Below are 25,922 nucleotides of genomic sequence, written 5' to 3' on the forward strand. Positions count from 1 at the left end.
AGAAGAATTAAACAAAGTTATTCTAAGTAGACTAAAGAAAAAATTACCATCTATTGAAGAAACAATGAGGAGATTAGATAAACCATTACCAAATTCTCTTTCCAACAAAGAAGAAATGAAAGAGAGGATCCAAACCTATATTGAGCAAATGGATGTATATTCCAAACTAGCAAAGCAATATGATCTTTCTGAAGAAACCAAACAATTAATGCAACGATTAAAAGTGCAAGTATTACTTAACACTCATGATTTAAGTTCGCACAATCCTGATGAAATTTGCCGTATAGGAAATTCTGAATTTGTTAATCTATTAAGAGACAATAAAGTGCTTGATTTGTATGCCAATGCGGTATTGTCATCAGAAAAAAAATGCACCGATTTATTCCGCCACGCCTACGATAAACTTGGAGAAGAGGTAACCAAAAAAGCACTTTGCATTGCAGAAAAATCCAGCGTCTTAGCCGCCCAGGATTATATTGTTTTGGTACAAAACTATTCTCCTGAAAAAGCAGAGCCCTACTTTACTCGAATACAATCCGGAGAGGCTTACGAAGGGATAAAAACAGATTTTAGCAAAGAATGTAAAAAATTATTACAGAGCCTAAAGGATTCTGCCTGGGGGATAAATGATCTCTATCTGAATGAATTTATAAATGAAAAATCCGATCTTCTGGAAAATTATTCTGATCTCCTTGCCTATAGCAATTATGAAAAGCTGTATCAAGAAATTCAAACTGTATATGATGTAATGAATTCACCGGAGATGAAAGCAGTAAAACAGGAAGTCGAGCGGTTTGAACGAAATGCTCAAAATCTATTTAGTATAGGAAATCAAAAGAAAGCCAACCTTATAAAACAGGCGGTCTTCAATGTGCCCTTGCTAGAGAGAATGCACGTTTTTTCTAACACAGAAAATCCACTCATTCAGAAAGTAAGAGAGGCTTTAGCATTTAATAGAGGAATTATATCAAGAACTCCAGTGCATCATGGTGAGATTAATGAAAGCAAAGCGGCTACTTCATTTCATAATGTAAAATCGAAACTGGTAACGGTAAAGCAGGGTTCCGGAAATAATCCAGAAGACCCCAACACGGTGAAAAAAAATATATAACATTAAGAAACCAGCATTTCCAATTCATAACATTCAATTTCGCACCAATTTTTGCATATGAAAATTTATGAACTATATTTTATATACAGATGATAGCCTATATTTGAATATTTTGGTTAATATTTACTCCCATGTTGGGAGATTTGTATGGGATCCAGCCAATAAAGAATAGGTAATTTTAGAAATAAAAGAGCAAAGGAAATGTTATGTTTAAACGAATTGCATTATTTCTTGCTACAAACTTAGCCATTCTCTTAGTGATTTCTTTCATACTAAGTTTATTTAATGTTAGTCCATACCTGACACAATATGGCTTAAATTATCAAGCTCTGTTAATTTATGCCTTAATAATTGGTTTTACCGGCTCATTTATTTCTTTGCTCATTTCTAAATGGATGGCAATTCATGCGTTTAGTATTCAATTAATTGAAAAACCAGCTAATGAAGTAGAATCTTGGCTAATGACTGAAATAAGAAATTTGGCGAAAAAAAGAAATATTGGGATGCCTGACGTGGGTATATATGATAGTCCGGAGCCTAATGCTTTTGCCACTGGATGGAATAAAAACAAAGCCCTTGTCGCTGTATCGACTGAGCTACTGCAAACGATGGATGCAGAAGAGATACAAGGCGTTTTAGGACATGAAATTTCCCATATTGCCAACGGTGACATGGTTACCCTCACTTTAATCCAGGGGGTAGTTAATACTTTCGTAATCTTTTTTGCACGTATTGCTGCATTTTTTGTGACACAATTTTTCAGAAGGGACGGAGAAGAGAGTATCCAAGGTGGTTTTGTTTATTACGGGGTTGCCCTTATATTTGAATTGCTGTTTGGAATTCTTGCTTCACTGATTGTTATGTGGTTCTCCCGTTATCGGGAATTTCGCGCTGACAGAGGCTCAGCGCAATATGTAGGGAAGGATAAAATGATAAAAGCCCTACAGCGTTTACAACAACTTATGGAGAAAGCACCAACTGATGATCGCGCTCCTGCGTTTAATACTATGAAAATATCGGGCCACAAAAGCTGGCTTGCCCTTTTTTCTAGCCATCCCCCACTTGAAAAACGCATTGACGCTTTACAAAAATATAGAGAATAGTTCTATATATAATCGCTCAATCATATAAAACTCGCCTAAATAAAATAGGATCAACCGGAGTAATTAGGGTTAATATAAGCTATCTTTAATAAAAAGATTATTAAAGATTTAATAATCAAAATCTGTAATGATTTAAAATTAAGCTATTACCATTGAGCGGCACAAAGGAGAAAAAGATGTTCATTGAGCCACATAAGATTCAAGAACAATTACAAGGATTTCTTGAATATTCTACTTCTATGGCGTCTCTGTGGTTACAAGGTGTTGATAAAAACCTTGAACAAACAAACCTTATTGCTCAATCTTTAATGAAATTAAATCAACAAGCCGTTTATCCTTCCCCTACAATTTTTAATGATGCTGTTGAATACGCTACTGATTTTATGCAACGAAGTATTCTGTTTTGGGATATCCTTCACAAACGAGGTAATCAGTACCTCAAACATGAACAGGAAGGACAACCACCAGTCCTTATTTTTTCCTATCAGATACTCATGGATGGCCGAAGCTTTGAGAGGCCAGTCAATTATGCTCTGGTCGAAATCATTCCTCCTGAAGGCATTCTGATTGATCCTACCAAAAGGCCTTATGTAATAGTTGATCCTCGAGCTGGTCATGGGGCAGGAATTAGCGGTTTCAAAGACGAATCACAAGTAGGAATTGCTTTAAGAGCAGGGCACCCTGTGTATGTTGTGATCTTTTTCCCTATCCCGGAACCCAACCAGACTCTGATTGATGTGACAGCAGCTCACGAAAAATTTCTAAATGAAGTGGCCATACGTCACCCCCAAAGTCCTAAACCATGCGTAATTGGCAATTGCCAGGGGGGATGGGCCATTTTAACGCTTATGGCTGCAAACCCAGACGTTGCAGGTGTTGCTGTGGTCAATGGAGCTCCTCTTTCTTACTGGGGTGGCGAAAATGGTAAAAACCCCATGCGTTATATTGGAGGCATTTCGGGAGGAAGCTGGATGGCTCAACTGGCCGGAGATTTGGGGAATGGCAAATTTGATGGGGCAAATCTGGTCATGAATTTTGAGATGGCTAACCCAAAAATCACTTACTGGAAAAAATATTACGATCTCTTCGCTAATCTTGATAAAGAAGAAACCCGCTTTCTAAATTTTGAACGTTGGTGGGGTGGATTTTCTCTCCTGAATGCGAATGAAATGAGGGGTATAGTTGATAATTTGTTTATTGGTAATAAATTGGTCCATGGCAAAATCCCATTAGGAGAATCAGGAAGTAATCTGGATTTACGAGATATTAGCGTACCCGTCATTATTTTCTGTTCTGAAGGCGATGCCATTACACCGCCTCAACAAGCCTTAAACTGGATTGCAGACCTTTATTCAAACACACTGGAAATCAAATTAGAAGGACAAGTGATTATCTATCTTATACACCAGAGTGTTGGCCATTTGGGTATTTTCGTCTCCAGTGAGGTCGCTAAAAAAGAACATAACCAGATTATTGATTTATTAAATTACATTGAGCATTTGGCCCCCGGTTTATATGAATTGAAACTACACGAAATAAAAGAAAATCGGGAATCGCCTCCCCACTACCTAGCTCATATTGAAGAACGCTCTATCACTGACATTAGTAATAGACAAAAAAATAGCATCGCAATATTTAACCTTGTTCGCATGGTATCAGAATACAATGCCATGAGTTATGACTTATTCATGGGCCCGATAATTCGCAATCTCAGTAATGAATTTACGGCGGAATTTATTCGAAAATTACATCCGTTGAGGCAGAATCAGTATTTACTAAGCGATCTGAACCCTTTTTTATATCCAGTATCGTGGGTTTCACCTCTTATCCGACAAAATCGGATAAAAATTTCTGAAAATAACCCCTTTTTAGTACAGCAATTCTATTTCTCACAGTTCATTAATTCTTTATGGGACTTTGTAAGCACATCTCGTGATAGCTATGCTGAGTTCATGTTTTATGCGATCTATGGCTATCTTCAGGTATTAGCACCATTTGACCCGAGAAAGGACATGATAGTTCATTACTCTGAGAAAGATTATAACCAAAAAGTGACCCAATCGATTATTGCTCATATAAGTGATGGCGGTATAGCGGATGCTATATTGCGAATACTGCTCTTATTAGTGAAAACCCAAGGCTACATTATTGGTGCGAATTTACCTAATGTCATTCAAAAATTACGTGAGTGCGAGGCACTTAAGCATTTAGATAGGAATGGGTTTAAGCAAATTATTCATACGCAGACTATATTGATAGAATATGATCCTGAACTGGCATTTAATACCCTGCCTCATTTATTAAAATCACAAGAAGAATGCTCAATAGTAATCCGAACTATTGAAGACATCTCAAAATCTCTAAAAATATCCCCTTCTGAAAAATACAAAGAGAAATTTGAAAAAATAAAATGGCTTTTGGAAAATAAGCCTTGATATTGTCGCATAAATCGATATTTTATTAACATCTCCTCCAAGAAAATAGATTTTTTTGGGGGAATAGTGTAAATTATGTCTATTTTAACCAAATAATAGCTTATATGATCTCAATAACTACTTATTGGCAACAATTTAAAGACTGCATTACTCACCTTCAACCATCTGAGGGAAATAAGGAATATTCCAATCAAATTGCCGTTGCGAACCATTTGATCGAAATTGGGCTAACAACAGAACAAATAGGAATTACTGAAATCCAGCATATAGGGGATAAACTGCATGACCAAGCCAAACTATTCGGATATCGAGTATCATTCAATTCTCCTGAAAAAAAATATGAGTTTTACTTACCCAAAATAACAAATACTGAAACCCTGGTTTTTGCAACCGTTTACTATCAACATCTTGCCAATTATGAGAATGTCGATTACCAAGGATCCATCTATTGGTTTAGGAACAGAGTAATTGCTGGCGTCAATGAAAAGAAAATTCCTACTCGGGCTCAGTCAAAAGCAATGCTCGCAGAAATTAAAAACTACTGCACCACTCATCATATTTCTGTAAACGAAGCTGAGTTTTTTAAGAAAGAGACAGAATCCGCAAAAGATTATACTACAAGGTTATTTCAAATTTTTAGCCCAGACGCGGTTGTAAAAAATGAATCAAATGAGCCAACAAATTTAAATCAACCTGACGAATTAGCAAAGCTTGGAACATCGCTTGAAGCGTTAAAGAATAAAAGAAAGCGCTTAATTACACAAATGGATTCCTTTACACAAAAGCTGGCCGAATGTCATCAAACATCAGCAAATTATGTAAAATTGAACACAGAATGGAATAATAAGTGGTTTTTTACAAAATTATTTTACTGGATAACCTCTTGGTTTTCTCAAAATTCATTACTCAACAATTTAAAAGCTGCCCATAAGCAAGTTGTTACAGCCGAAGATGCTCTTAACCAAGAATTTTCTCCTTCCAGCACTGCTGAAACCTATCGAGCTGAATTAAAAAAACAACTGGAGGAAATAACTGTTGAGTGCAACAAAGCTCAAGAGCAAATAAGTCAATATAAACTAAACCAATTAGAGATAAAATTAAAGCAATTAGAACAAAAACAACAAGAAAAAGAACAAAAAACAATTACTGCTGCTTTAGAACCAATAAAAACAATAGAGGCTCCTGAAATTCCAGAAATCAAGCCAAAAACTAATACTAACAGTAATGGCTCAATTTCCAATTTAAGCCATTGTTATAGTTTCTTTAAAGAACATATGCCAAAACCAGAAATTTTAGGGGCTATCGCTGCTGCGGGCGCAGCAATTGTAGTTCAAAATTTTTTATAAACTAGTATTTTAAAGTAAATTGGCAATCCAATGCGGTTGGTAATAGTTTACCCTCAATATCTCTTGTCTCATAGCTAATCACAGCATCCCAAGCCATGAGATGCCTCCTCCGCCAACTCTTTACCCCGGTAACAAAGTATCATCTTTAGGCGGAGGTGGGAGAGTACTAAAAAGAGCGGCATATAATAAAACGAAAAAAAGCACCAAGAAAACATAAAATATGATTTTTGCAATTAAAGTGGACGTGGATTGAGGTCCTTTATACCAATGGATCCCGGCAATGATTGCAATGACTAAACAAATGAAAGCTCCAATTAACATGCTCGATCCTTATCAAACCCAAGATCCAATTTTTAGTCAGGCTTCGTAAACCTCACTGCAATGGAGTTATATAAAGCAATCTATATGTTAATTATACAATAGTTTCTCATTTTATACTTATTAGCATTGGTTCGTCGTGGAAAGATCCTGATGATTGATTGGGCCGTATAGGATTCGAACCTATGACCCTGAGATTAAGAGTCTCCTGCTCTACCAACTGAGCTAACGGCCCGTATTACCAGGATATTTTGATAATTTGGATTCGGAATGAATTGTCAGCATATCCTAAAATGAACTAGCGAATCTAATCGCTAGTTCATAATATAGTAGCATATTGTCAATATTATTGGCTATATGCGGTACGATTTTTCAAGAACCTCGCAATGACGATCTTAAAAAAATGTACTGTACAGGAGGGCATTTTAATAAAATCGTAACTCCCCAGCTTGCTCCGTTCCCAATGACTTGAGTGGAAAATAGTTTAACATCGTTTTTTTGTATTCATATAGGCAAAAAACTTAATTAAATCATCCAGATCATTATCGGATAAAGATTCTATATCCGAGCCGCTCATCCGTCCTTGAGGAAGAGAGCGAACTGATTTTGGATCGCGTATAAATTTTTTCAATACCGTTATTTTTGGATAATAATTCAATGGATTTTTAGGACAATTTAGGTCTGGACCGATACTGCTTTTCCCTATGTGATTAATAGAATGACAACCTTCGCAATGACTAATATACAATCGGTAGCCATTAAGAATCGAACGATTCGTTGTTCGTGGTGGAGCAAGGACGTTTTTATAGTCAAGCTCTCGAGTAATTTTTATTGTAACGACACTCCATGCCCAATACTCATTCGATATATAGGACCGCTCAGGATGAAGCCAAATAACTTCGTAAGGCCCAGCATTGGTTCCTGTATGATTATCAATTACTGGCCATTTTGACGCTGGTTCTATAGCCAGCATTGCTATGGAAGCGTTTTTACTGCAATCCATGATTTTAGTTGAGGGAATATACACATGAAAATTATCTTTGGCTATTAGTTCGATGAAATCTTGTTCACTGACATTGAAGGGAGCAAGTAACTTACATAAAGGGATAGCCTGATGATGCATTGTTTTGTTTGGGTATGCCCGGTCGTTATTAATTGTGACTTGTGTCAGTGCTGGATGGGACAGTAATTCAGATTTAGTCAGAATCATCGATTTATTAGAAGTAATAATCCGGAGTTCTGAATCCGGGGCTGTACTTGTAGCTGATGCAGTTCCAAATATTAAACAGATACAGATTAATAGAAAAATGTATTCTAATTCCTTCACTTTATTTCCTTAATTTTATTATATTATTTTGGTAGCTCACTGCCATTTTTAAGTCTCAGCAATAAATCATGCCCAAGTCTTTATTTGTTCCTGCCTTGTTTCCCTGAAAGAGTAACGGTCGTAAAGATTCGTGCCAAGCTAGACCCTCATTGACGATATGAATATAAATTTTCCTAAACCTAATTAAACGACTCTTTTGATCATATTTATATAATTTTTCAAGCTTTTTTTGAATTTAATTGAAGAGCACCTGGAGAGAGTGGGAGATACAAGTGAAACGTATCTGTCATCATTGTTAAAAAGTGTACGAATGCGGCTTATACTGAAAAAATTATTGCTTGATTAAAGAGCATTTGTTAATGAATGGTTCCTATCGGGCATAGGACAAGATTTTTCGCTATGGAGGAAATGATTACTAGACAATCTTTCTTGACTTTCTCCAGAACAATAATAATTTTTAAATCTCATAATTTAGAATTATAATTATTTTTTGCATGGATATCTTTTACCTACAACAGAGCCCCAAATGATTAAATTATTTGATGCCCATCTTCATATTATTGATTATCGTTTTCCCTTAGTTAGGAACAACTCCTACACTCCCCCAGAGTTTACTATTAAAGATTATCTTCATCGCACGAAAGAATTAAATATTTGTGGTGGAGCAATCGTCTCAGGCTCATTCCAGGCATTTGATCAAAGTTATCTACTGGAAGCATTGCATCATTTGGGTCCCAATTTTGTGGGAGTCACACAATTACCAATTACAGTCAGTGATGAAGAAATCATTCAATTAAATAATCAGGGCATTCGTGCCCTTCGTTTTAATATCAAGCGCGGCGGTTCAGAACATATCAGTCAGTTAAAGAATTTTGCTCATCGTGTTTATGAGGTGGCAGGCTGGCATGTAGAACTTCTCATAGACTCAACTGAACTGGCAGAATTAACTGATATACTATTAGAGCTACCTGCTGTCAGCATCGATCATTTGGGATTAGTTGGCTCAGGATTCTCAAACATACTTCATCTAGTAGAACATGGTATCAAAATTAAAGCGTCTGGTTTTGGACGAGTTGATTTTGATGTGAGAAAAGCATTACAGTCTATTGCTAAAATTAATCCCAATGCCTTGTTATTTGGTACAGATTTACCGTCTACCCGTGCCCAACGACCTTTTCTCGATACAGATATTCAATTAATTACAGATTCATTTGACAACAACGTGGCAGAAAAAATTTTATACAGAAATGCCCTGGATTTTTACGCTTCCAGAAAGGCGGGATGATTTTTTTCTGATGCTTTAAACCTCTTCCTCAAATGCCATCCGCAATGAAATGACATCGAGCAAATCTTTAAGAGTAATAATCCCATATAATGACTGTTTATCCGTGATAATCATTCGAGTAATATTTTGTGTATTCATGATTTGTAAAACTTCAATCACTTTCATATTCCCATCAATAAAAACATCAGAGGAACATTCACGCATAAGATCACGCACTCTTAGTGATGACCACTTTTCTTTGGCAATCGGTTTAATATCATTGAGAAAAATACAGCCAACCAATTCCTCCTTATCAACTACTGGATAAAGCTTGTGATAATAGAGATAAAAATATTTAGTCATAAGCTCATCAATAGTCAAATTACTTTTAACACTAATTGGATTTTGTTTGGCATATTTTTTGATGGGCTCATTGCGAAAAATATCTCTTATAAGTACTTGCTCATAAGAAACTTTGGACATACGCTCAATAAAAAAGCCTAAAACAAACAACCAAAGTCCCGCAATTACCGCTCCGAGAAGAAATTGCATGATACCCAAAATAATCATGGATAATCCCAATACAACTCCTCCTCGGCATGCAATTTTTGTGGCCCATTTTAAATCATCTTTCCACCACCACAGAATAGCACGAAATACTCGACCGCCATCTAAAGGAAAGCCAGGTAATAAATTGAAAATGCCAAGCATTAAATTAATCATACTGAGATAAACGATCACACCAACAATTGGTATCTGCCACTTAAAAGAAAGTGCTACCTGCAAAACTAGAAAAAGGGTATAAGCCAAGCCAATACTGAACAATGGCCCAACAATTGCCATAAAAAATTCGGATTTAGGGTTTGGAGGCATATCGCGCATTTTGGCAATACCGCCAAAGATAAAAAGAGTAATTCCAGCAATTGGAATCCCATAAAAACGACCCACTAATGAATGACAAAGTTCATGTAAAACAATTGAAAAGAACAAGCCTATGGTACCTGCAACCCCCATAATCCAATAAGTTGATTGAGATAGATTAGGGAATCGAAAAGGAAAATATCCAACCGCCAAAGTCCAAGTGACTAAAACTGCCAAAAAAAACCATGACCAATCCAATCGAACCTCGAAACCCACCAGATTAAATAGATGTAGTCCAGATTGATTGTTGATTTTTACTCTATTCATGAGAACTCCTTGTTTGACAGCATCTTTATCACTTTTTCGGCTAAGGCTAATCCAACTACGCCAGCGGCCATAACCGTGCATTCTATACTGTCCATGAGCACTCTCCTGCCAAAACGCATAATTAATTTATCTTATGTACAGGAGTCATTATCACAGTCTTCTGATTGATATAAATAAATTATAAACTGCTTTATATACGATTTGATAATTACAGCTCCCCCGTTGTTACGCCATAAATTATCACAATTCCCAATTACCCCAATATGGCGGATTATATGCCACTTCATGGGTACTTTTTAATGGCGAAACCCAACATGCTAAATGCTCAAATTTATATTCCTAATTGAGAGCCTGTATTTCTACCATAGAAGAACTTGTGATTCCCAGGCGACTTGCAGCCGCATAAGAAAGATCTATAATTCGCGTACTATAAAAGGGGCCTCGATCATTAATACGAACCACCACTGTTCGTCCATTTTTTACATTCTTAACTCGTAGTCGGGTGTTAAATGGAAGCGTAGGATGTGCAGCCGTCATGGAATACATATTGTATCGCTCTCCATTAGATGTCTTATGATGATGGAAGCGTTTACTATAAAACGAAGCTAGTCCTCGTGCTTTATACCCTTTTGCAGATCTAAGAGGTGTATACACTTTACCCTTAACTTTATAGGAAGCTATTTCATGTCCTAGAGGCTTTGTTTTCATACAGGCAGTTAAGCTAAATAACAATCCTATAATGACAAAATATTGCATAGTTTTAATGGCTATTCTCATGCTTATCCTCAAATACCAAATGAGCCTGGAAACATAGCATATTGATTAAAGATTGGCGACCTATTCGTTTAATAAAGATTGTCTACTAAAGGGATGTAATCAAAATTTTATCCAGTTACTCGGTCTAAAATAAAGGATCTTAAAGGCACCCCTTATGGACAAATGATAAAACATACTGACTGGTCAGAAAAACGTATTGAAACATTTAAATTAGATTTATCCACCGATGTTCCTCTAAGTATTTTCTAGAAAATATGTAAGAATAAGATTTGTGATTTGAAATAAACTATTTGTAAATGCGGGCTTCTTGGGAACATACCCCGTGCAATAGTATTCATACTGGAGGATAAAGTGATATGGGATCCTGATCGTTATGTGCTTGGAAACTATATTCAAAATAAAATCAATGAAGCATTCCTAAAAACAATTAAGGTTAAGCTATCTGGAAATATTTTAGATATAGGGTGTGGAGACGGGCAATATACCTACTTGTTGGCCAGGAAGATAAAACACGGCCATATTCTGGGAATTGATAGCTCCGAGAATATGATAAGACATGCCAATCAACAATGGGTGCAGAAAGGTCTTTCCTTTGAAGTCCATAATATTGAGGAATTTCATAGACCGCCATCTTTTGATTTCGTATTCTCTTTTTGGTGTTTACATTGGACAAATATTAATGCTTCGTTTCCTAATATTTTTCATTTACTAAAAAATGAGGGGAAATGGTATGCCGTGATGTCTTCCTTTTCTGATCACAGCATTTTGCAAACCTGGAAGGAATTAGCCAAACAAAATCTCTACAGAGAGTTAACAGAAAAATACATTACCCCAATCAATGAGAAATATTTTTACGACGTGATTAACCTCCTCAAGGAATTACCATTTAAACAGGTGAAACTCAATTTGAAAACCTGCCGTATCCCCCTGCCTCACATCAATTATTATAAAAATTTACTTCTAACCATGCCATTCATAAAAAGAATTCCTTCTGAAATGACTGATGCACTTATTGAAGATATGTTAAAAGCATTCCAAACTATTTGTGCTAGAAAATACAATGGTCGCTTGTATTATGAAACTCGCCCCATATTTTTAGAGGCTATCAAATAATTAAGTACGTTTTGGAGGCAAGACAGTGAATTTAAATTTTAATACAGCTCCCGGCATGAACGTACCAATGGTTATTGCTTCACCTGATAATTTGAAAGTAAGTTCCACTCCGTTATTAAATATTATTTCTGAATACCATGATGAGATAATCAAAATGCTCAATAAACATGGAGCAATTATATTTAGGGGATTTGCCTGTCAAGATGAGGTTTATTTTTCAAAAGCAATAGAATTATGCGCCCTAGGCAAGAGATGCTCTACAAGTGATTATGATTTGCCAAGAACAGTACTAGGGAATGAAATTTACACTTCAAGCGACCTCCCAGCCCATATTCCTCTACCACTACACCATGAAAAACCCAGATCAAAAAATCCACCCAACCATATCTATTTTTGTTGTGTTACTCCACCTCAAGAAGGTGGTGGGACTATTTTTGCAAATGCTGAAAAAATATGGGCAGATATACCCCAAAGTATTCAGGACAAAATGGCTCAATATGGTGTTCTATACAAACAATTTTTTCATGGCCAATCAATAAGATATCATTTATTAAAAAAAATCCTGGGCAATCATTGTGCTCGAAGTTGGTCTGAGTATTTTGACACAGAAGATAAAATCCAAATAGAACAAAATTTAATCAAAAAGCAGGTAAAATGGAAGTGGATAAATCATAGTAACGATTTAATTATATTAAATAACTTACCTGGAGCATTAAAACACCCTTTAACTAACAAAACTGTCTGGTTTAATTCGTCGGCTTATTTAAATTATTATTCAAATTTGAATTATGGTGAGTTAAAAAACTTGCGTTCTTTTAAATACTGGGCCAGCAGGTATCTCATATTAAGAGATATGCTTCCCCTCGTCTGTCATTACGGTCATGGCCAAGCTTTTTCTTCAAAAGAAATATCAGAAATTAACCAAGTGATTCAACATCATACTTGTGTTTTTCATTGGCAAAAAGGAGATTTTATGATCGTCGATAATTTTACCTTCATGCATGGAAAACAACCTCATATTGGAGACAGATTATTGTATTCCTGTATGACGGCTTATTAGGGTGGCCATTTTGACCTAACAGTAAGAGCATTCTAATATGCTCATATTGGATTAAAATGGCACAACCTGCTGTACTATACTTAAGGTAAATAGACCTTCCAGGTTAATTTGTTTATACTCAAATTTACTCTCTATTATGGTTGTTTTTTATTATAACTCTTTGCCAAGACAAATAATTTTGCTGCACACCCAGGCACATTCAGGAGCATTGTAAGTGGTAAACGTAACTATGAAAAACAAAGCAAAAGACCTTTTGAATGAACCCATCGCTATCATTGGAATGAATTGTCAATTTCCAGGGATTGATTCTGACATTGAAGATGTTGATACCTTTTATGAAATGCTAATTAAAGGTCAAACACCAATTAGAGAAGTACCTGAAAATCGCTGGAATATTGAAGAATACTACGACACAGATAGAAAAAAAGCTGATAAAATTATTAGCAAAAAAGGGGGATTTTTAGATAATACTCATTTATTCGATGCTTCCTTTTTTAAAATCTCTTCTGCAGAAGCCAAACAAATAGATCCCCAGCAACGTCTTTTTCTCGAAGTAGCCATTCGAGCTTTAAATCAGGCCAATATCACATTGAACTCATTAAAAGATTCCAATACAGGGGTTTATTGTGGGATTTCCACTCATGAATACAGCCAGCTAAACTATAAAGACCATATCAAATTCAATGCTTATACTCCCATTGGAATAGCTAATAGCGCTGCAGCAGGAAGACTCTGCCACTTTTTAAATTTAAAGGGCCCCAGTATGGCTGTTGATACAGCATGCTCCTCTTCCTTCACAGCACTCTATCTTGCCGCAACCGCATTGAGAAACCAGCAATGCGATATGGCGATTGTTGGAGGGGTTCATCTTAGTCTTTGCCCTGAAAGCTTTATTGGTTTAACGAAGGCCAATATGCTATCCGCAACCGGCCAATGCAGCAGCTTTGACAGTAAAGCAGATGGCTTTGTTCGCAGCGAAGGTTGCGCAGTCGTTATTGTTAAACGTTTAAGTGATGCGATAAGAGACAAAAACAGGATTTATGCGCTTATTAAAAGCATGGTTATCAATCAAAATGGCGATGGCACAGGACTCGCCGCCCCAAATATCAATGCCCAAATTGCTATGCATCAGGCTGCATTAGAACATGCTAATTTAGCCCCAGATGAAATCGATTACATTGAAGCTCATGGAACAGGAACTCCCATAGGTGATCCAATAGAATTTAATGCGATCCAAAGTATCCATCAAGGCCAGCATTCTCAAAACCGCCCCCTGATTGTAGGCGCATTGAAAAGTAATATAGGTCATACTATTTCATCGTCAGGCCTTGCCTCTTTAATTAAAGTACTTTGCTCGTTGAACAATGAAACCATTCCCCCTAATTTACATTATTCAACCCCAAACAACTCGATTGATCCTGAAAGTATTCCTGCTATTTTACCCATTACACCAATATCTTTTCCCAAATTGAAAAACAAAAAAAGATACGTCCAAGTGTCCAATTTTAGCTTTACCGGCACAAATGTTAGTGCCATTTTGGAAGAGGCCCCGGAGCAAGAATGGTATGAGTCAAATCAGAATGACACTGAACTGAAATGCTTTGTTGCTTCAGCCAATAGTGACTATTCATTGAAGCAAATGATGATGCGTTATGTGCATTATTTGAAGAATTCGTCTGCACCCCTAAATGATATATGCCATACTTTGCTTAATTGTCGCGACCATTACAAATTTCGTTGTGCGATTATCGTAAAAGATAAAGAAGAATTAATTAAAAAAATAGAGTCAAAAGATTATGAAATAAAAAAGGTTGTTCTGCAAAATGATCATAAAATCCTATCCAATGATGCCAATCAAATTTATGAAGCCTATCTGTCAGGTAGGCATATCAGCACTGATAGCGAAAATACTTCTTATAACAAGATTGACTTACCACTCTATTATTTTGACAGAAAGCCCTATTGGCATGAATTAAGAAAAGATGTTAACAACAATTATTGGCTGGATTCTTTATACCAACAACCTATAGAACAGCAAATTGAAACCATCAAAGAAGAGCTTATATCACAAATACAAACTCTCTTAAAAAAAGAGAATCGGCATGGTAATAGCGTACTGCCGCAAGGAATCGAGAAGAAACAAACAATTACTATAAACGAACATCAGGATTTGGAAACCCTAGGTTTAACCACACCCTTATTGGAATCCCTGGATCAAATTCTGCAGGACAGGTTTTCTCCCAGGTGCAAAATACCTTCTCTCTTATCTTTACGCTATTTAACCATAGACAAATTGGCAAGGCATTTACAAAAAATCATTATGCCTCCTGTAGTTTACCGACAACCCTCCATTAATGTGCTCAGTATTGAGCCTATCGCAATCATAGGAATGAGTTGTCGTTTCCCCAAAGCCACTAATGTGGATGAATTTTTATCTCTATTAGAAAACGGTGAAAGTGGCATGATCGATATTCCTTTAGAGCGATGGGATAACGAGAAATTTTATGACCCTGATTTGGATGCCCTGGGTAAATTGTATATTAAACAATTAGGGTTTATTAATAATGTAAACCATTTTGATTCAGAATTTTTTAATATCAGTCCCCGTGAAGCCAAGCTCATGTCACCCCAATTGCGTGTTTTCATGGAAACCAGCTATCACGCTCTTGAAGACGCCAATCTATCTCTTGATAGGGTTAAAGATAGTAATACAGGGGTTTTTGTTGGTGTAGGAACTAATGAATATCCTAGAGTATTAGCTTACCAGGGTGTTACTCTAGAGGATTTAAATATCTATTTTGCAACTGGGAATGTTCTCAATGCCTTAGCGGGACGAGTAGCCTATGCCTTTGATTTTCATGGCCCAATCCAGGCAATAGATACCGCCTGTTCTTCGTCCATGACAGCGATACATAATGCCTGTCTAAGCCTACAATCGGGTGATTGTAATATGGCACTCGCTGGCGGCGTGAACATAATACTTAGCCCCGACTCTAACATCACTCTTTCAAAAGCAAGAATGCTATCCCCTGAAAGTCGATGCAAAACCTTCAGTGAAGATGCTGATGGTTATGCTCGAAGTGAAGGTTGCGGTGTTGTTGTGCTAAAGCGCTTGAGTGATGCGATAAAAGACAATGACAATATTCTTGCAGTAATCAAAGGAACATCTATCAACAGCGATGGTAAAAGTGGTGGTTTCACCGTTCCTAATGGTGCTGCTCAAGAAGAAGTCATTTTAAGCGCCCTGGCAAAGGCCAATCTATCGCCTGGTGATATTGATTTTATTGAAGCTCATGGCACTGGTACTCCCTTAGCAGATCCTATTGAAGTTAATACCCTGACTAAAATCTTTAGTGAACATCATAGCAATGAGAATCCTCTTTACATCAGCTCAGTGAAAACCAACATAGGACATTCTGAAAGTGCCTCCGGTGTAGCAAGTGTCATTAAAACCGTTTTGAGTTTGAAAACAAAAAAGATATTTAAACATCTGAATTTCAAGAAACTTAATCCCGCAATCCAATTAATCAATACGGTTATTCCATTAAATAAAACCGATTGGCCTAAGGAACACGGCTTAAGATACGCTGGAGTGAGTTCATTTGGATTCAGTGGTGCTAATGCCCATATAGTAATACAAGAGGCCCCTGACAAGAAAAAAGAAGAGCGTATTCTTCCCACAGAATCTCTCCTGGTTTTATCAGCAAAAAGTAAAGTTTCTCTGGAATCATTGCTTTCAAGTTATCAAAACTACTTATCAAGTACTCAAGAGGAATTTTCTGATATTTGCTACACAGCAGCAACTTGTCGTAATCATTTTATGTATCGAGTAGCAATCAGGCTAATAATGCCACTCAGGCTGCTGAGATCATAGAAAAAAAAGAATACAAGATCTGTCATATCCACAGAGAAAATGAATTAACTCAGCAGCCCGGTACACTTAAAGAACTGCAAGCAGCTTATCAGGACGGATTTATTATACATTGGTCTGAGTTTTATCAATCCATAGGTACCCAATTTGAAAAAGTAAAATTACCTTTATACGAATTTGAGCGGATAGAGCATTGGTTTGGGGATAAAAACAAACTGAAAGATGCCCCCCTTCCCAAGGACTGGTGTTTCCAAACACAATGGCAAAGTGAGCCCTGTGATAAAAGCAATCGCAAGCTACGAGGTAATAGATGGCTTTTAATCGGTCCTAAACACTTGGCTGATGGCTTTAAAACTCAAGGACTGGAAATTATTCTCGAGCAGGAAAAGCATTCCTTTGATAAGCTTGAAGGCATTATTTTTGCCGAGAGTTTATCTTCAGCCTCACCAGAGATTGAGGCCAATATTGACTTCCAAAAGACAACATTAAAAAAACTGTTGAGTTTAATCAAAGAATTAGATCGCAAATCAATTAATTTGCAATTAATAGTCCTTACTACCAATGGAATTGCTGAACTCTCTAATAACAAACACCCTATCAATATCAGCAATAGCTCGCTCATCGGTTTTTGCAAGACGTTGGTCTTGGAATTGCCACAATTTAACACGGTTCTCATCGACCTGGATAAACTGGATGAAGGCTGTTATTCCCAAGTCATTACGGAAATCAATTACAACCATGGTTCACGCTATGAGCACATTATCGCTTATCGTGATGGGAAAAGATTGGCTGCCCGCTTAAAAAGAACTCCTCTGGAAGACAGAAGGCGATTATTGTATGGGATTAAAGGGCGCTATCTTATTACTGGCGGCTGTGGGGGACTAGGATTAGTCACTGCCCAAGCTTTGCTTTCTTCTGGAGCAAGAGAGTTAATTCTCACCTCAAGAAATGTCGATAAACCGAGGATAAAGGACGCTATTAATAAAATAAAATCCAATTACCCTGGCTCAAACATTCAAACAATCAGCTTGGATGTTACTGATAAAGAAAGTTTACGCCATTTATTATCAGATATTAATGCCGATGGTTTGCTAAAAGGTATTATTCATGCTGCAGGAGCTGCTATTAAAGCACCTTTACTTGAACATCAGGACGAAGACATTGATTATTTATTCTCAGCCAAAGTACAAGGCGGATGGTATTTGCATGAACTAAGCCTGGATTGTGACTTGGATTTCTTCGTTGTTTATTCTTCAATTTCATCAGTCTTCGGGAGCAATAAGGAATCCATTTATAGTGGAACAAACAGTTTCTTGGATGCTTTGATCGCAGAACGCCAACGTTTAGGGCTGCCTGGTACCGCTGTTCAATGGGGGCCTTGGGGCGAAGTAGGCATGGCTCAAAAACGATCTCGTGACGAAGGGTTAAAACAATCGCTAATAAGCAACGCTCAGGGCCATATATTGATTAAAATTCTCATCAATGACGAGTTCAAACATGCCACTATTATATCACCAGACTATCTCAAATTTATGCTGGACTTTGTTTCAAAGCCCCTGCCTGCCTTTTATCAACATCTAGAGAATGATCTGAACAATGTAGCGCATAACGCTACTCCAGCAAAAAATCTGTCCCCATGGCTCAATGAATACCTGCAAATCGATGAAGATCAACGATTTAAAGCGTGCCGAATGATGGTGTCTGATATTTGCACGAAAATCCTCGAACTATTAGATCATGAAGATTTAAATGAAGAGGAAGGATTTTTTGAACTCGGTTTCGATTCTCTGATGATCACCGAATTAGCGAGTGAACTAAAGAAAAGATTGGAGCCTGTCCTTAAAGTAACTGTAACAATCGGCTTTAACTATCCTTCAATAAGTAAACTGGCAAAATATATTGAATCAGAACTCAATAAACATTTAGTTACAACACAAACTCCAAATTCTCCTTCCAAACCAGTGGATGATAGTATCGCGATTATAGGTATGAGTTGCTTGTTGCCTAACGCACCCGACATTGCCTCCTTTGAAAAATTACTAGAGGAAGGGTTGAGCGGTATTAAAGACATTCCGAGAGAGCGTTGGGATAATAGCCAATATTACGACCCTAACATGGAAGCACCAGGCAAATCCTACGTTACCAAACTGGGATTAATCGAAAACATTAAATATTTTGATGCCGCCTTCTTTGGTATTAGCCCTCGAGAAGCCAAATTAATGGAGCCTCAGCAACGTGTCTTTCTGGAGTGCTGTTATAAAGCATTAGAAAATGCCAATTATCCCTCTGAATCTTTGCGTGGTAGTTTAACCGGCGTATTCGCTGGAGTTGGCCCTAATGAATACTATGCCCAACTGGAAAAATCAGGATTTTCCAATGAAGAACTTAGCGCCTACTCCATCACCGGTAACGTTTTGAATCTAATACCTGGCCGAGTGGCTTACACCTTTGACTTTAGAGGCCCGTCAATTAGCGTAGATACAGCATGCTCTTCGTCTTTAGTTGCGATTCATTACGCTTGCCAAAGTTTAAAAAACAGGGAAATTGATTATGCTCTTGCCGGTGGGGTAAATATTTTACTCATGCCAGAATCTAATGTGACTTTGTGTAAAGCAAAAGCGTTATCACCCGATGGTCAATGCAAAACCTTTGATGAAAAAGCAGACGGCTATGTCAGAGGTGAAGGTTGTGGTGTGATACTTCTAAAAAGACTCTCTGAGGCACTACGAGATAATGATACTATCCTAGCCGTTATCAAAGGTTCGGCCGTTAATAACGATGGTAAAACCGCCGGCTTAACTGTCCCTAATGGCAAAAGTCAAGAAGAGGTCATGAAAAAAGCTCTGAGTCAAACCGACTTATCAAACGCTGATATCAGTTATATCGAAGCCCATGGCACAGGAACCCCATTAGGTGATCCCATTGAGGTCGATGCGATCAATAAAGTCTATGGGTATCAACGCAAACAAGACAACCCTCTTTACCTAGGCACCGTTAAAACAAATATTGGGCATCTTGAAAGTGCTTCAGGAGTAGCTGGTATTATAAAAACCGTGATCAGTTTGCAAAAGAAAACCATATATAAGAGTTTGAATTTTAATAAATTAAACCCCAATATCAAACTGGACGGCACTCGTCTCGCTTTAGAAAAAATAAATTGGAAAACTGATAAAAAACTCAAATACGCTGCAGTGAATGCTTTTGGTTTTAGTGGCACTAATGCACATGTCATTCTCGCTGAATTTTCGAAAGAAGAAAAACCTAAACAATCAAGCTCCTCTCAAAAACATTTGCTGGCTATCTCAGCCCATTCTAAAACCGCTTTAGACAAATTAGCCCAGCGATACCAACAGTATCTAGAAAATACTGACCATAGTTTTGGTGACATATGCTTTACTGCAGCCACTTGTCGAGAACATTATACTTACCGTTTAGCCTTAACTGCTGAAAACACCGTTGAAGCCAGCCGTCTGTTAAGTACAGGTCAATTCGCATTGTCCTATAATGAAAACATTACTCTTGACTTACAAAATGATAGAGCACTTAACTCTCTATTAATGGATTATCTACAAGGCAAAGCAATTGATTGGAAATCCCACTATAAATCTCTTAAGGACGAGTTTATAAAAGTCTTGTTGCCTAATTATACCTTCGATCAAAGCGAATATTGGCTGGATAAAAAAAGTAATGGCACCCCCCTTCATGGAGATGAACAACATCCGCTTTTAGGACAAATGCTTGCCATGCCAGGAAATGAATATCTGTTTCATCATAAACTGGATTTGGACAATTTAACCTATATCAAACAGCATAGTGTTTTTGAGAAAGTGATTTTTCCAGCGACTGCTTATATTGAATCCGGTTTGGCGGCGGCAAAATCCATATTCCAATCTCAGGCTTTTCAAATTGAGAAGTTCAACATTGAACGTCCTCTATACCCTAAGCAAGGCCAGGATTTTCAATTACAAGTCAAACCCAAAATAGAAGGACAATATAAAATCAACTTGTTCGCTAAACAAGAAGACAGCTGGCAAATTTTCTGCGAAATGGAAATTCTTGCCAGACCTACATCAGTCCGAGAATCCATTAACATTGATGTACTAAAATCATCTTTTAGCAACAAGGCAGAACTTTCTGATATTTATGAGCAATTTCAAAAAAATTCGTTATTATATGGCGAAGAATTTCATGTTCTTCAAGAGGGATATGTCCAAACAAACAGCGTTCTCACCAAAATCGCCTTAACCAAAATAAGCCATGGACAAGGCTATTATTTTCATCCTGTTTTGCTTGACGGTGCCATGCAAAGTATTCTGTTATTCAGCATGAAGGCAGATGACAATACTAGCTTTAATGCTGAAAAGGCCACCTATATACCCTATGCCTTCAAACGCATGACCGTTTTCCAGGAAGCACCTCGAAGCCTATGGGTGCATTTAACTAAACAACATACTGAAGATTCAAGCGATCTTTGCATTAATATGAACTTATATGAGCAATCCGGTTTATTGATTGCTCAAATTGAGGGTCTTAAATTGAGGCAGGTAACGCGAAGACATTTTGTTTCCTATGAGTCTACTTTAAACCATCTGTATTACACCGGATGGAACCTTCTCAATGTAGAGACTGTGCCTCAACAAGAAGTCGTCCCTGAACTCTCGGTCATTACAAAAAACAACACCAAAGCTAAAAAAATACTAGAGAATCTTAATTATCAGATGGTTGAAAATATCAACCAATTGGGAAATATTGAGAATAGCAATATCGTATTTCTATTTGAGCAAGGACAGTTTAATGACCTATTTCACTGCTGTCAGACCCTATTTAGATTACGCCCCAAGAGCTTTGTACTGGTTACAGAAAATGCTTATGCCATTCAAAACCACGATCAAGTCAATCCTTACCATACTATGGCTTGTTCTTTTTGGAAAAGCTTTCGAAATGAATGTGAGCTCAACAAAAATTATGCAGTTGATTTAGGTTCCAATAACACTTTGTCCACCGCTTTAATGTATTTATTTAATACTGATACCTCTGAAACTCAAATAGCAGCCAGAAACTCACTTTATCTACCCAGATTAAAGAAAAAACAATTACCTGCCCCTTCTCTTGACCAGGAGATGTTATTGAGTAGTAACGCCAGTTACCTCATTACTGGAGGGACAGGTGGACTATCGAAGCCATTGATGGAATACCTTATCAGAAGAGGCGCTAAACACATTAGAATTACCAGCCGCTCTCAATGCCCAGATGACATAAAAGAATTAATAGAAAGTGCCAAACAAAAACAGATTCATATTCAACATTATAGGGTTGATGTGGGAAATTATCAGGAAATGGAACATCTCATTGGAGAAATACAGAAAACCTCCACCCCTTTGAAGGGTATATTCCATTTGGCGGGATTGATTCAAGACGGCCTCATTGTCAATTTGAATAACGAGTCGATGCAACAAGTAATCAATGCTAAAATAGATGGCGCTTTAGTATTGCATCAATTAACCCAAAATATCCCATTAGACCTATTTGTCCTGTTTTCCTCTTCGGCTTCTTTGTTAGGCGCTAAAGGGCAAGCAAACTATGCTGCGGCTAATGGATTCCTAGATGGTTTGGCTCATTTAAGGCAGCAACAAGGCCTCCCAGCCATTTCTATCAATTGGGGGCCTTTCCGCGAGCTGGGAATGACGGCCAATCTGACTCACATACTTCAACATTATGGTTTTATACCATTAGAGAAAGACAATATCGATATTCTTGATGTGCTACTAAACAGTAAATTGCCTCAAATTTCGCCTTGCCCCATGAATTGGGACATTTATTTCAAACATACACCAAAACAGATAGGATTATCCGGGCTGGTGAAGGCAAAACCATTACCTGATCGATCTTTTCTGAATACTCTTAGACAACACTCCAAAGAAGAAAGCATCTTGATATTATCACAGGCTTTACGTGAGATTGCGGCCGATGTATTAGACTTGGATGATATGGAACAGATTTCAGTGCATCACAATTTATTTTCAATGGGCATGGATTCTCTTATGTCCATGGACATCAGGAATCGTATTCATGATAAATTGCAATGCCAAACTCTCAGCTTACCTATTGAGTATTTTATTAACACACCTACCATAGATAGAATTGCCCGGTACATTTCAGATGAATTAGAACGTGTTTTTGATACTCCCCGCGATAATCGTCCTTCTGAAAACTCCCCAGAGGGAGAAATCGCATTATGTGACTTTCAATATGTATTCTGGGCACTTAATAAGCTGGATTACTCCTTTAATATTGGGATACAAGTACAATTACATGGCAAACTCAATAAAGATTATGTTCAAAAAGCTTTTGATTTTATTGTGAAACAAAACAACGTCTTCTGGACTCACTTTAACAAGGATAAACCGACGCAAAAATTAAATAAATTGGGTCAATTTGAATTAGTTTATCAAGATATTTCTATGAGTCACGAAACAAGTGCGCTGAATAAGGCATTCCAGAATAATATATTGCACCACATTTCACTAACCAAACAACCATTAATTAAAGTGTATCTTTATAAAATTAATAATGAATTACATGAATTACATATTGTAATACCCCATATCATTGTGGATGATGCCTCATGCGAAATAGTCTTTTGTCAATTCAAAAACCATTATGAAAAACTTATTCTTGGCCAAGAGTTAGTACCTCTTCCTTCAAAAGGCTCTTATTTTAATTATGTAAGACAAAATAATAATCATTATCAAAAAAACCTAAAAAATAAGATTGATTTTTGGCAGCACTACAATAAAGGCTTTAAAATGCTAACTTTTAGCAGCAAGTATCATTTATCAGATACATCACAACAAACAAAGCATTTATTTCATTACACTATTGATCCTCAATATGCTGAAAAATTTATAAATTGGCATAAAGCAAAAAATATAAATGTCAGTACTGGATTGATTGCTGCATGCCAAATTATTTTTTACAAACTAAGCCGTCAAAACAAAATCCCGATCATTTTAATTCACAGTGGTAGAGAAGGCGGGGAATATAAATCGACCATAGGTCTGTTTTCAGAATATAAAAGGATAAACATCACATTAAATGAGAATAGTCGATTTATAGACTGTATCAATACTATCGAAGAACAACTTTTAAAAACTGCGCCTTATCAAAAGTGCTCACATCTCATTAAAGACAGTGGCTTAAAAGGTTCAAGTTTATCTTTTAGCCAGTATTTAACTTGGGTGTTCAATAAGATGTCTTTGCTGAAACACTTTAAAGAAAGTAAGCTTCATTCGATTATCATTGACTATTATATAAAATACTTAAGCCGCTTAGTCTCCTTCAAAAAAAGGACTTCCATGAAGCAGAAGCTGAATCAAATACTTAAATTGAGTATGTCACTGCAAAAACCAGAAAGATTAAGAGTACTGATTAGCGTGACGCCCAGTTTCTTTGCAAAAGAACGTCCTGATATGAGCTTTGCCAATCTTAATTACAGCTATCCTAACCATTTTGGGTGTATGGACAGGCCAATAGGAAATAGAACTCTTTGGATCTACTTCTCCAAAAATCAGTATGGCCAATATCAAATTTCCATTAATGCCCCCTTAACAACAGAATGTAAAGATAAAATTGGAAATGGTCTTAGCCAATTTATTACAACATTGGTAGACAATGATCATTTGAACATTGCTGAATTAATGCAAACAATGGAAGAAACGGATATTAAACCTTTTGTATAATTTTGTATGCTGGAATTTAGCCAGGCGATAAGATGCATGTTATGAATGAATATCAGGCATAACCCCATAGGCATCAAGTAGAGAAAAGTACAAAACCAGAATTCTAGCATTCTCAATAACAAATTGTTTTATTTTTCCTTATACCAAGCGCTTAATGCAATACAAAAAACCAAAGTAGCTATCACAACACCCAATGCAATAAAAATTGGTATTTTAAACCAATATTCAATAAGCATCTTAAAGCCTATAAATACTAAAATAAAAGCAAGACCATGTCTAAGAAAATAAAATCGTCTATGTAAATTGGCAAGCAGAAAATACAAGGCACGCAATCCCAATATTGCAAATATATTAGAAGTAAACACGATAAAAGGATCATTGGTTACAGAAAAAATAGCCGGAATACTATCCACAGCAAAAATAAGATCACTGACCTCGATAAGCACCAAGACCATAAACAGTGGGGTAGCATGCAATAATTGATTTTCAAAAATAAAAAATCTCTCCTTATGCAGCTCCTTAGTGATTCGCAAATGATTTCTCATCCAATGGAGTAAAGGATTCTTAGAGAGTTCTGGTTTTTCATCAGCAAAAACAAACATTTTGATTCCGGTAATCAGTAAGAACAATCCAAAAATATAAAGAACCCAATGAAATTGATTGACTACCCATATCCCTAACAAAATAAGGATTAGGCGCATGACGATGGCGCCAAGTACGCCATAAATGAGCACTCGATGTTGATATTTCGTGGGGATGGCAAAATAACGAAAAATTATAAGAAAAACAAAAATATTATCAAACGATAACGATTTCTCAATGAGATATCCAGTAAAGAATTCTAGTGCCTTCTCATTAGCTACGGAGATAGTAAAATTCTCAATAAGGTACCACCAAAGAAGCAAGTTAAAAATAATGGCTAACGTAAACCACAATATTGTCCATATTAATGCCTCTTTTGAAGTAACTCGATGTGCCTTACGACCACCTAATAGAAACAAATCGATGATTAACATAATGGCTACAAAAGCTAAAAAGCTCAACCACATCCACCACTCGCTGATTGTAGTCATTTAATCCCTGTTCCACGTCTTTGTTTATGATTTTTAATATTCATTATAGCCTACTGAAGATCCATGCTCTTATTATCGAAGCATTCTAACTGACCTCTATTTCGATCCATAAAAATGGTATTTTTTTAATTTTTTGTATAAATAAAACACAAATTTGTATTTTTTTTATATACTTCTTATATAAGATTAATTAAATA

Annotated in this window: 12 protein-coding genes, 1 tRNA gene and 1 pseudogene; 8 read left to right on the plus strand and 6 right to left on the minus strand. The window is 36.7% G+C overall.

All coding sequences use genetic code 11. From position 1 onward, the window contains the following. The 4 genes from OK13_RS14525 to OK13_RS02860 all read left to right on the plus strand — a co-directional run. A partial coding sequence (locus OK13_RS14525) for a hypothetical protein (protein ID WP_035887481.1) occupies positions 1-1,111 on the plus strand: 1,111 nt, incomplete at its 5' end. A gap of 206 nt (positions 1,112-1,317) precedes the next feature. Next, positions 1,318-2,214: a protease HtpX gene (gene htpX / locus OK13_RS02850; protein WP_035887483.1), complete on the plus strand. Its 897-nt coding sequence runs from the start codon at positions 1,318-1,320 to the stop codon at positions 2,212-2,214. A 176-nt stretch (positions 2,215-2,390) separates the two neighbouring features. Continuing rightward, on the plus strand, positions 2,391-4,649 hold the full coding sequence (locus OK13_RS02855; RefSeq protein WP_035887485.1) for a DUF3141 domain-containing protein: 2,259 nt from the start codon (positions 2,391-2,393) through the stop codon (positions 4,647-4,649). Positions 4,650-4,753: 104 nt separating this feature from the next. Further along, entirely contained in the window at positions 4,754-5,995 is a 1,242-nt protein-coding gene (locus tag OK13_RS02860) for a hypothetical protein (protein ID WP_035887487.1), read from the plus strand. A 120-nt stretch (positions 5,996-6,115) separates the two neighbouring features. Here OK13_RS02860 and OK13_RS02865 read toward each other — a convergent pair whose 3' ends face one another. From OK13_RS02865 to OK13_RS02875, 3 genes are all read right to left on the minus strand, one after another. Next, complete coding sequence (locus OK13_RS02865; RefSeq protein ID WP_035887489.1) at positions 6,116-6,316, minus strand: DUF1328 family protein; 201 nt, start codon at positions 6,314-6,316, stop codon at positions 6,116-6,118. A 159-nt stretch (positions 6,317-6,475) separates the two neighbouring features. Then, a tRNA-Lys gene (locus OK13_RS02870) sits at positions 6,476-6,548 on the minus strand. Positions 6,549-6,797: 249 nt separating this feature from the next. Next, positions 6,798-7,640, minus strand: coding sequence for a cytochrome c family protein (locus OK13_RS02875; RefSeq protein ID WP_035887491.1), 843 nt, complete (start codon positions 7,638-7,640; stop codon positions 6,798-6,800). 526 nt (positions 7,641-8,166) lie between these two features. On the opposite strand from OK13_RS02875, the gene OK13_RS02880 reads away from it, so the two are divergent. Then, the gene (locus tag OK13_RS02880) at positions 8,167-8,925 is read left to right on the plus strand and encodes an amidohydrolase family protein (RefSeq protein WP_035887493.1); all 759 of its coding nucleotides are present in this window, start codon (positions 8,167-8,169) and stop codon (positions 8,923-8,925) included. Positions 8,926-8,940: 15 nt separating this feature from the next. On the opposite strand, the gene OK13_RS02885 is transcribed toward OK13_RS02880, so the two are convergent. Next, positions 8,941-10,092 (minus strand): site-2 protease family protein, encoded by a 1,152-nt coding sequence (locus tag OK13_RS02885; protein ID WP_035887495.1) that lies wholly within the window; start codon positions 10,090-10,092, stop codon positions 8,941-8,943. A gap of 339 nt (positions 10,093-10,431) precedes the next feature. Further along, on the minus strand, positions 10,432-10,869 hold the full coding sequence (locus OK13_RS02890; RefSeq protein WP_035887498.1) for a septal ring lytic transglycosylase RlpA family protein: 438 nt from the start codon (positions 10,867-10,869) through the stop codon (positions 10,432-10,434). A 351-nt stretch (positions 10,870-11,220) separates the two neighbouring features. Here OK13_RS02890 and OK13_RS02895 point away from each other — a divergent pair, with 351 nt between their 5' ends. The 3 genes and pseudogenes from OK13_RS02895 (at position 11,221) to OK13_RS02905 (ending at position 24,652) form a co-directional block, all read left to right on the plus strand. Further along, positions 11,221-11,982, plus strand: a complete 762-nt coding sequence (locus OK13_RS02895; protein ID WP_035887500.1) for a class I SAM-dependent methyltransferase — start codon at positions 11,221-11,223, stop codon at positions 11,980-11,982. Between the two features lie 25 nt (positions 11,983-12,007). Then, entirely contained in the window at positions 12,008-13,042 is a 1,035-nt protein-coding gene (locus OK13_RS02900; RefSeq protein WP_035887503.1) for a TauD/TfdA family dioxygenase, read from the plus strand. 214 nt (positions 13,043-13,256) lie between these two features. Next, positions 13,257-24,652: pseudogene (locus tag OK13_RS02905) on the plus strand (SDR family NAD(P)-dependent oxidoreductase). A 128-nt stretch (positions 24,653-24,780) separates the two neighbouring features. Here OK13_RS02905 and OK13_RS02910 read toward each other — a convergent pair. After that, positions 24,781-25,725, minus strand: a complete 945-nt coding sequence (locus OK13_RS02910; RefSeq protein ID WP_035887506.1) for a TerC family protein — start codon at positions 25,723-25,725, stop codon at positions 24,781-24,783. Between the last annotated feature and the right edge of the window lie 197 nt (positions 25,726-25,922).

This window comes from Legionella norrlandica (assembly GCF_000770585.1).
Lineage (GTDB): Bacteria > Pseudomonadota > Gammaproteobacteria > Legionellales > Legionellaceae > Legionella > Legionella norrlandica.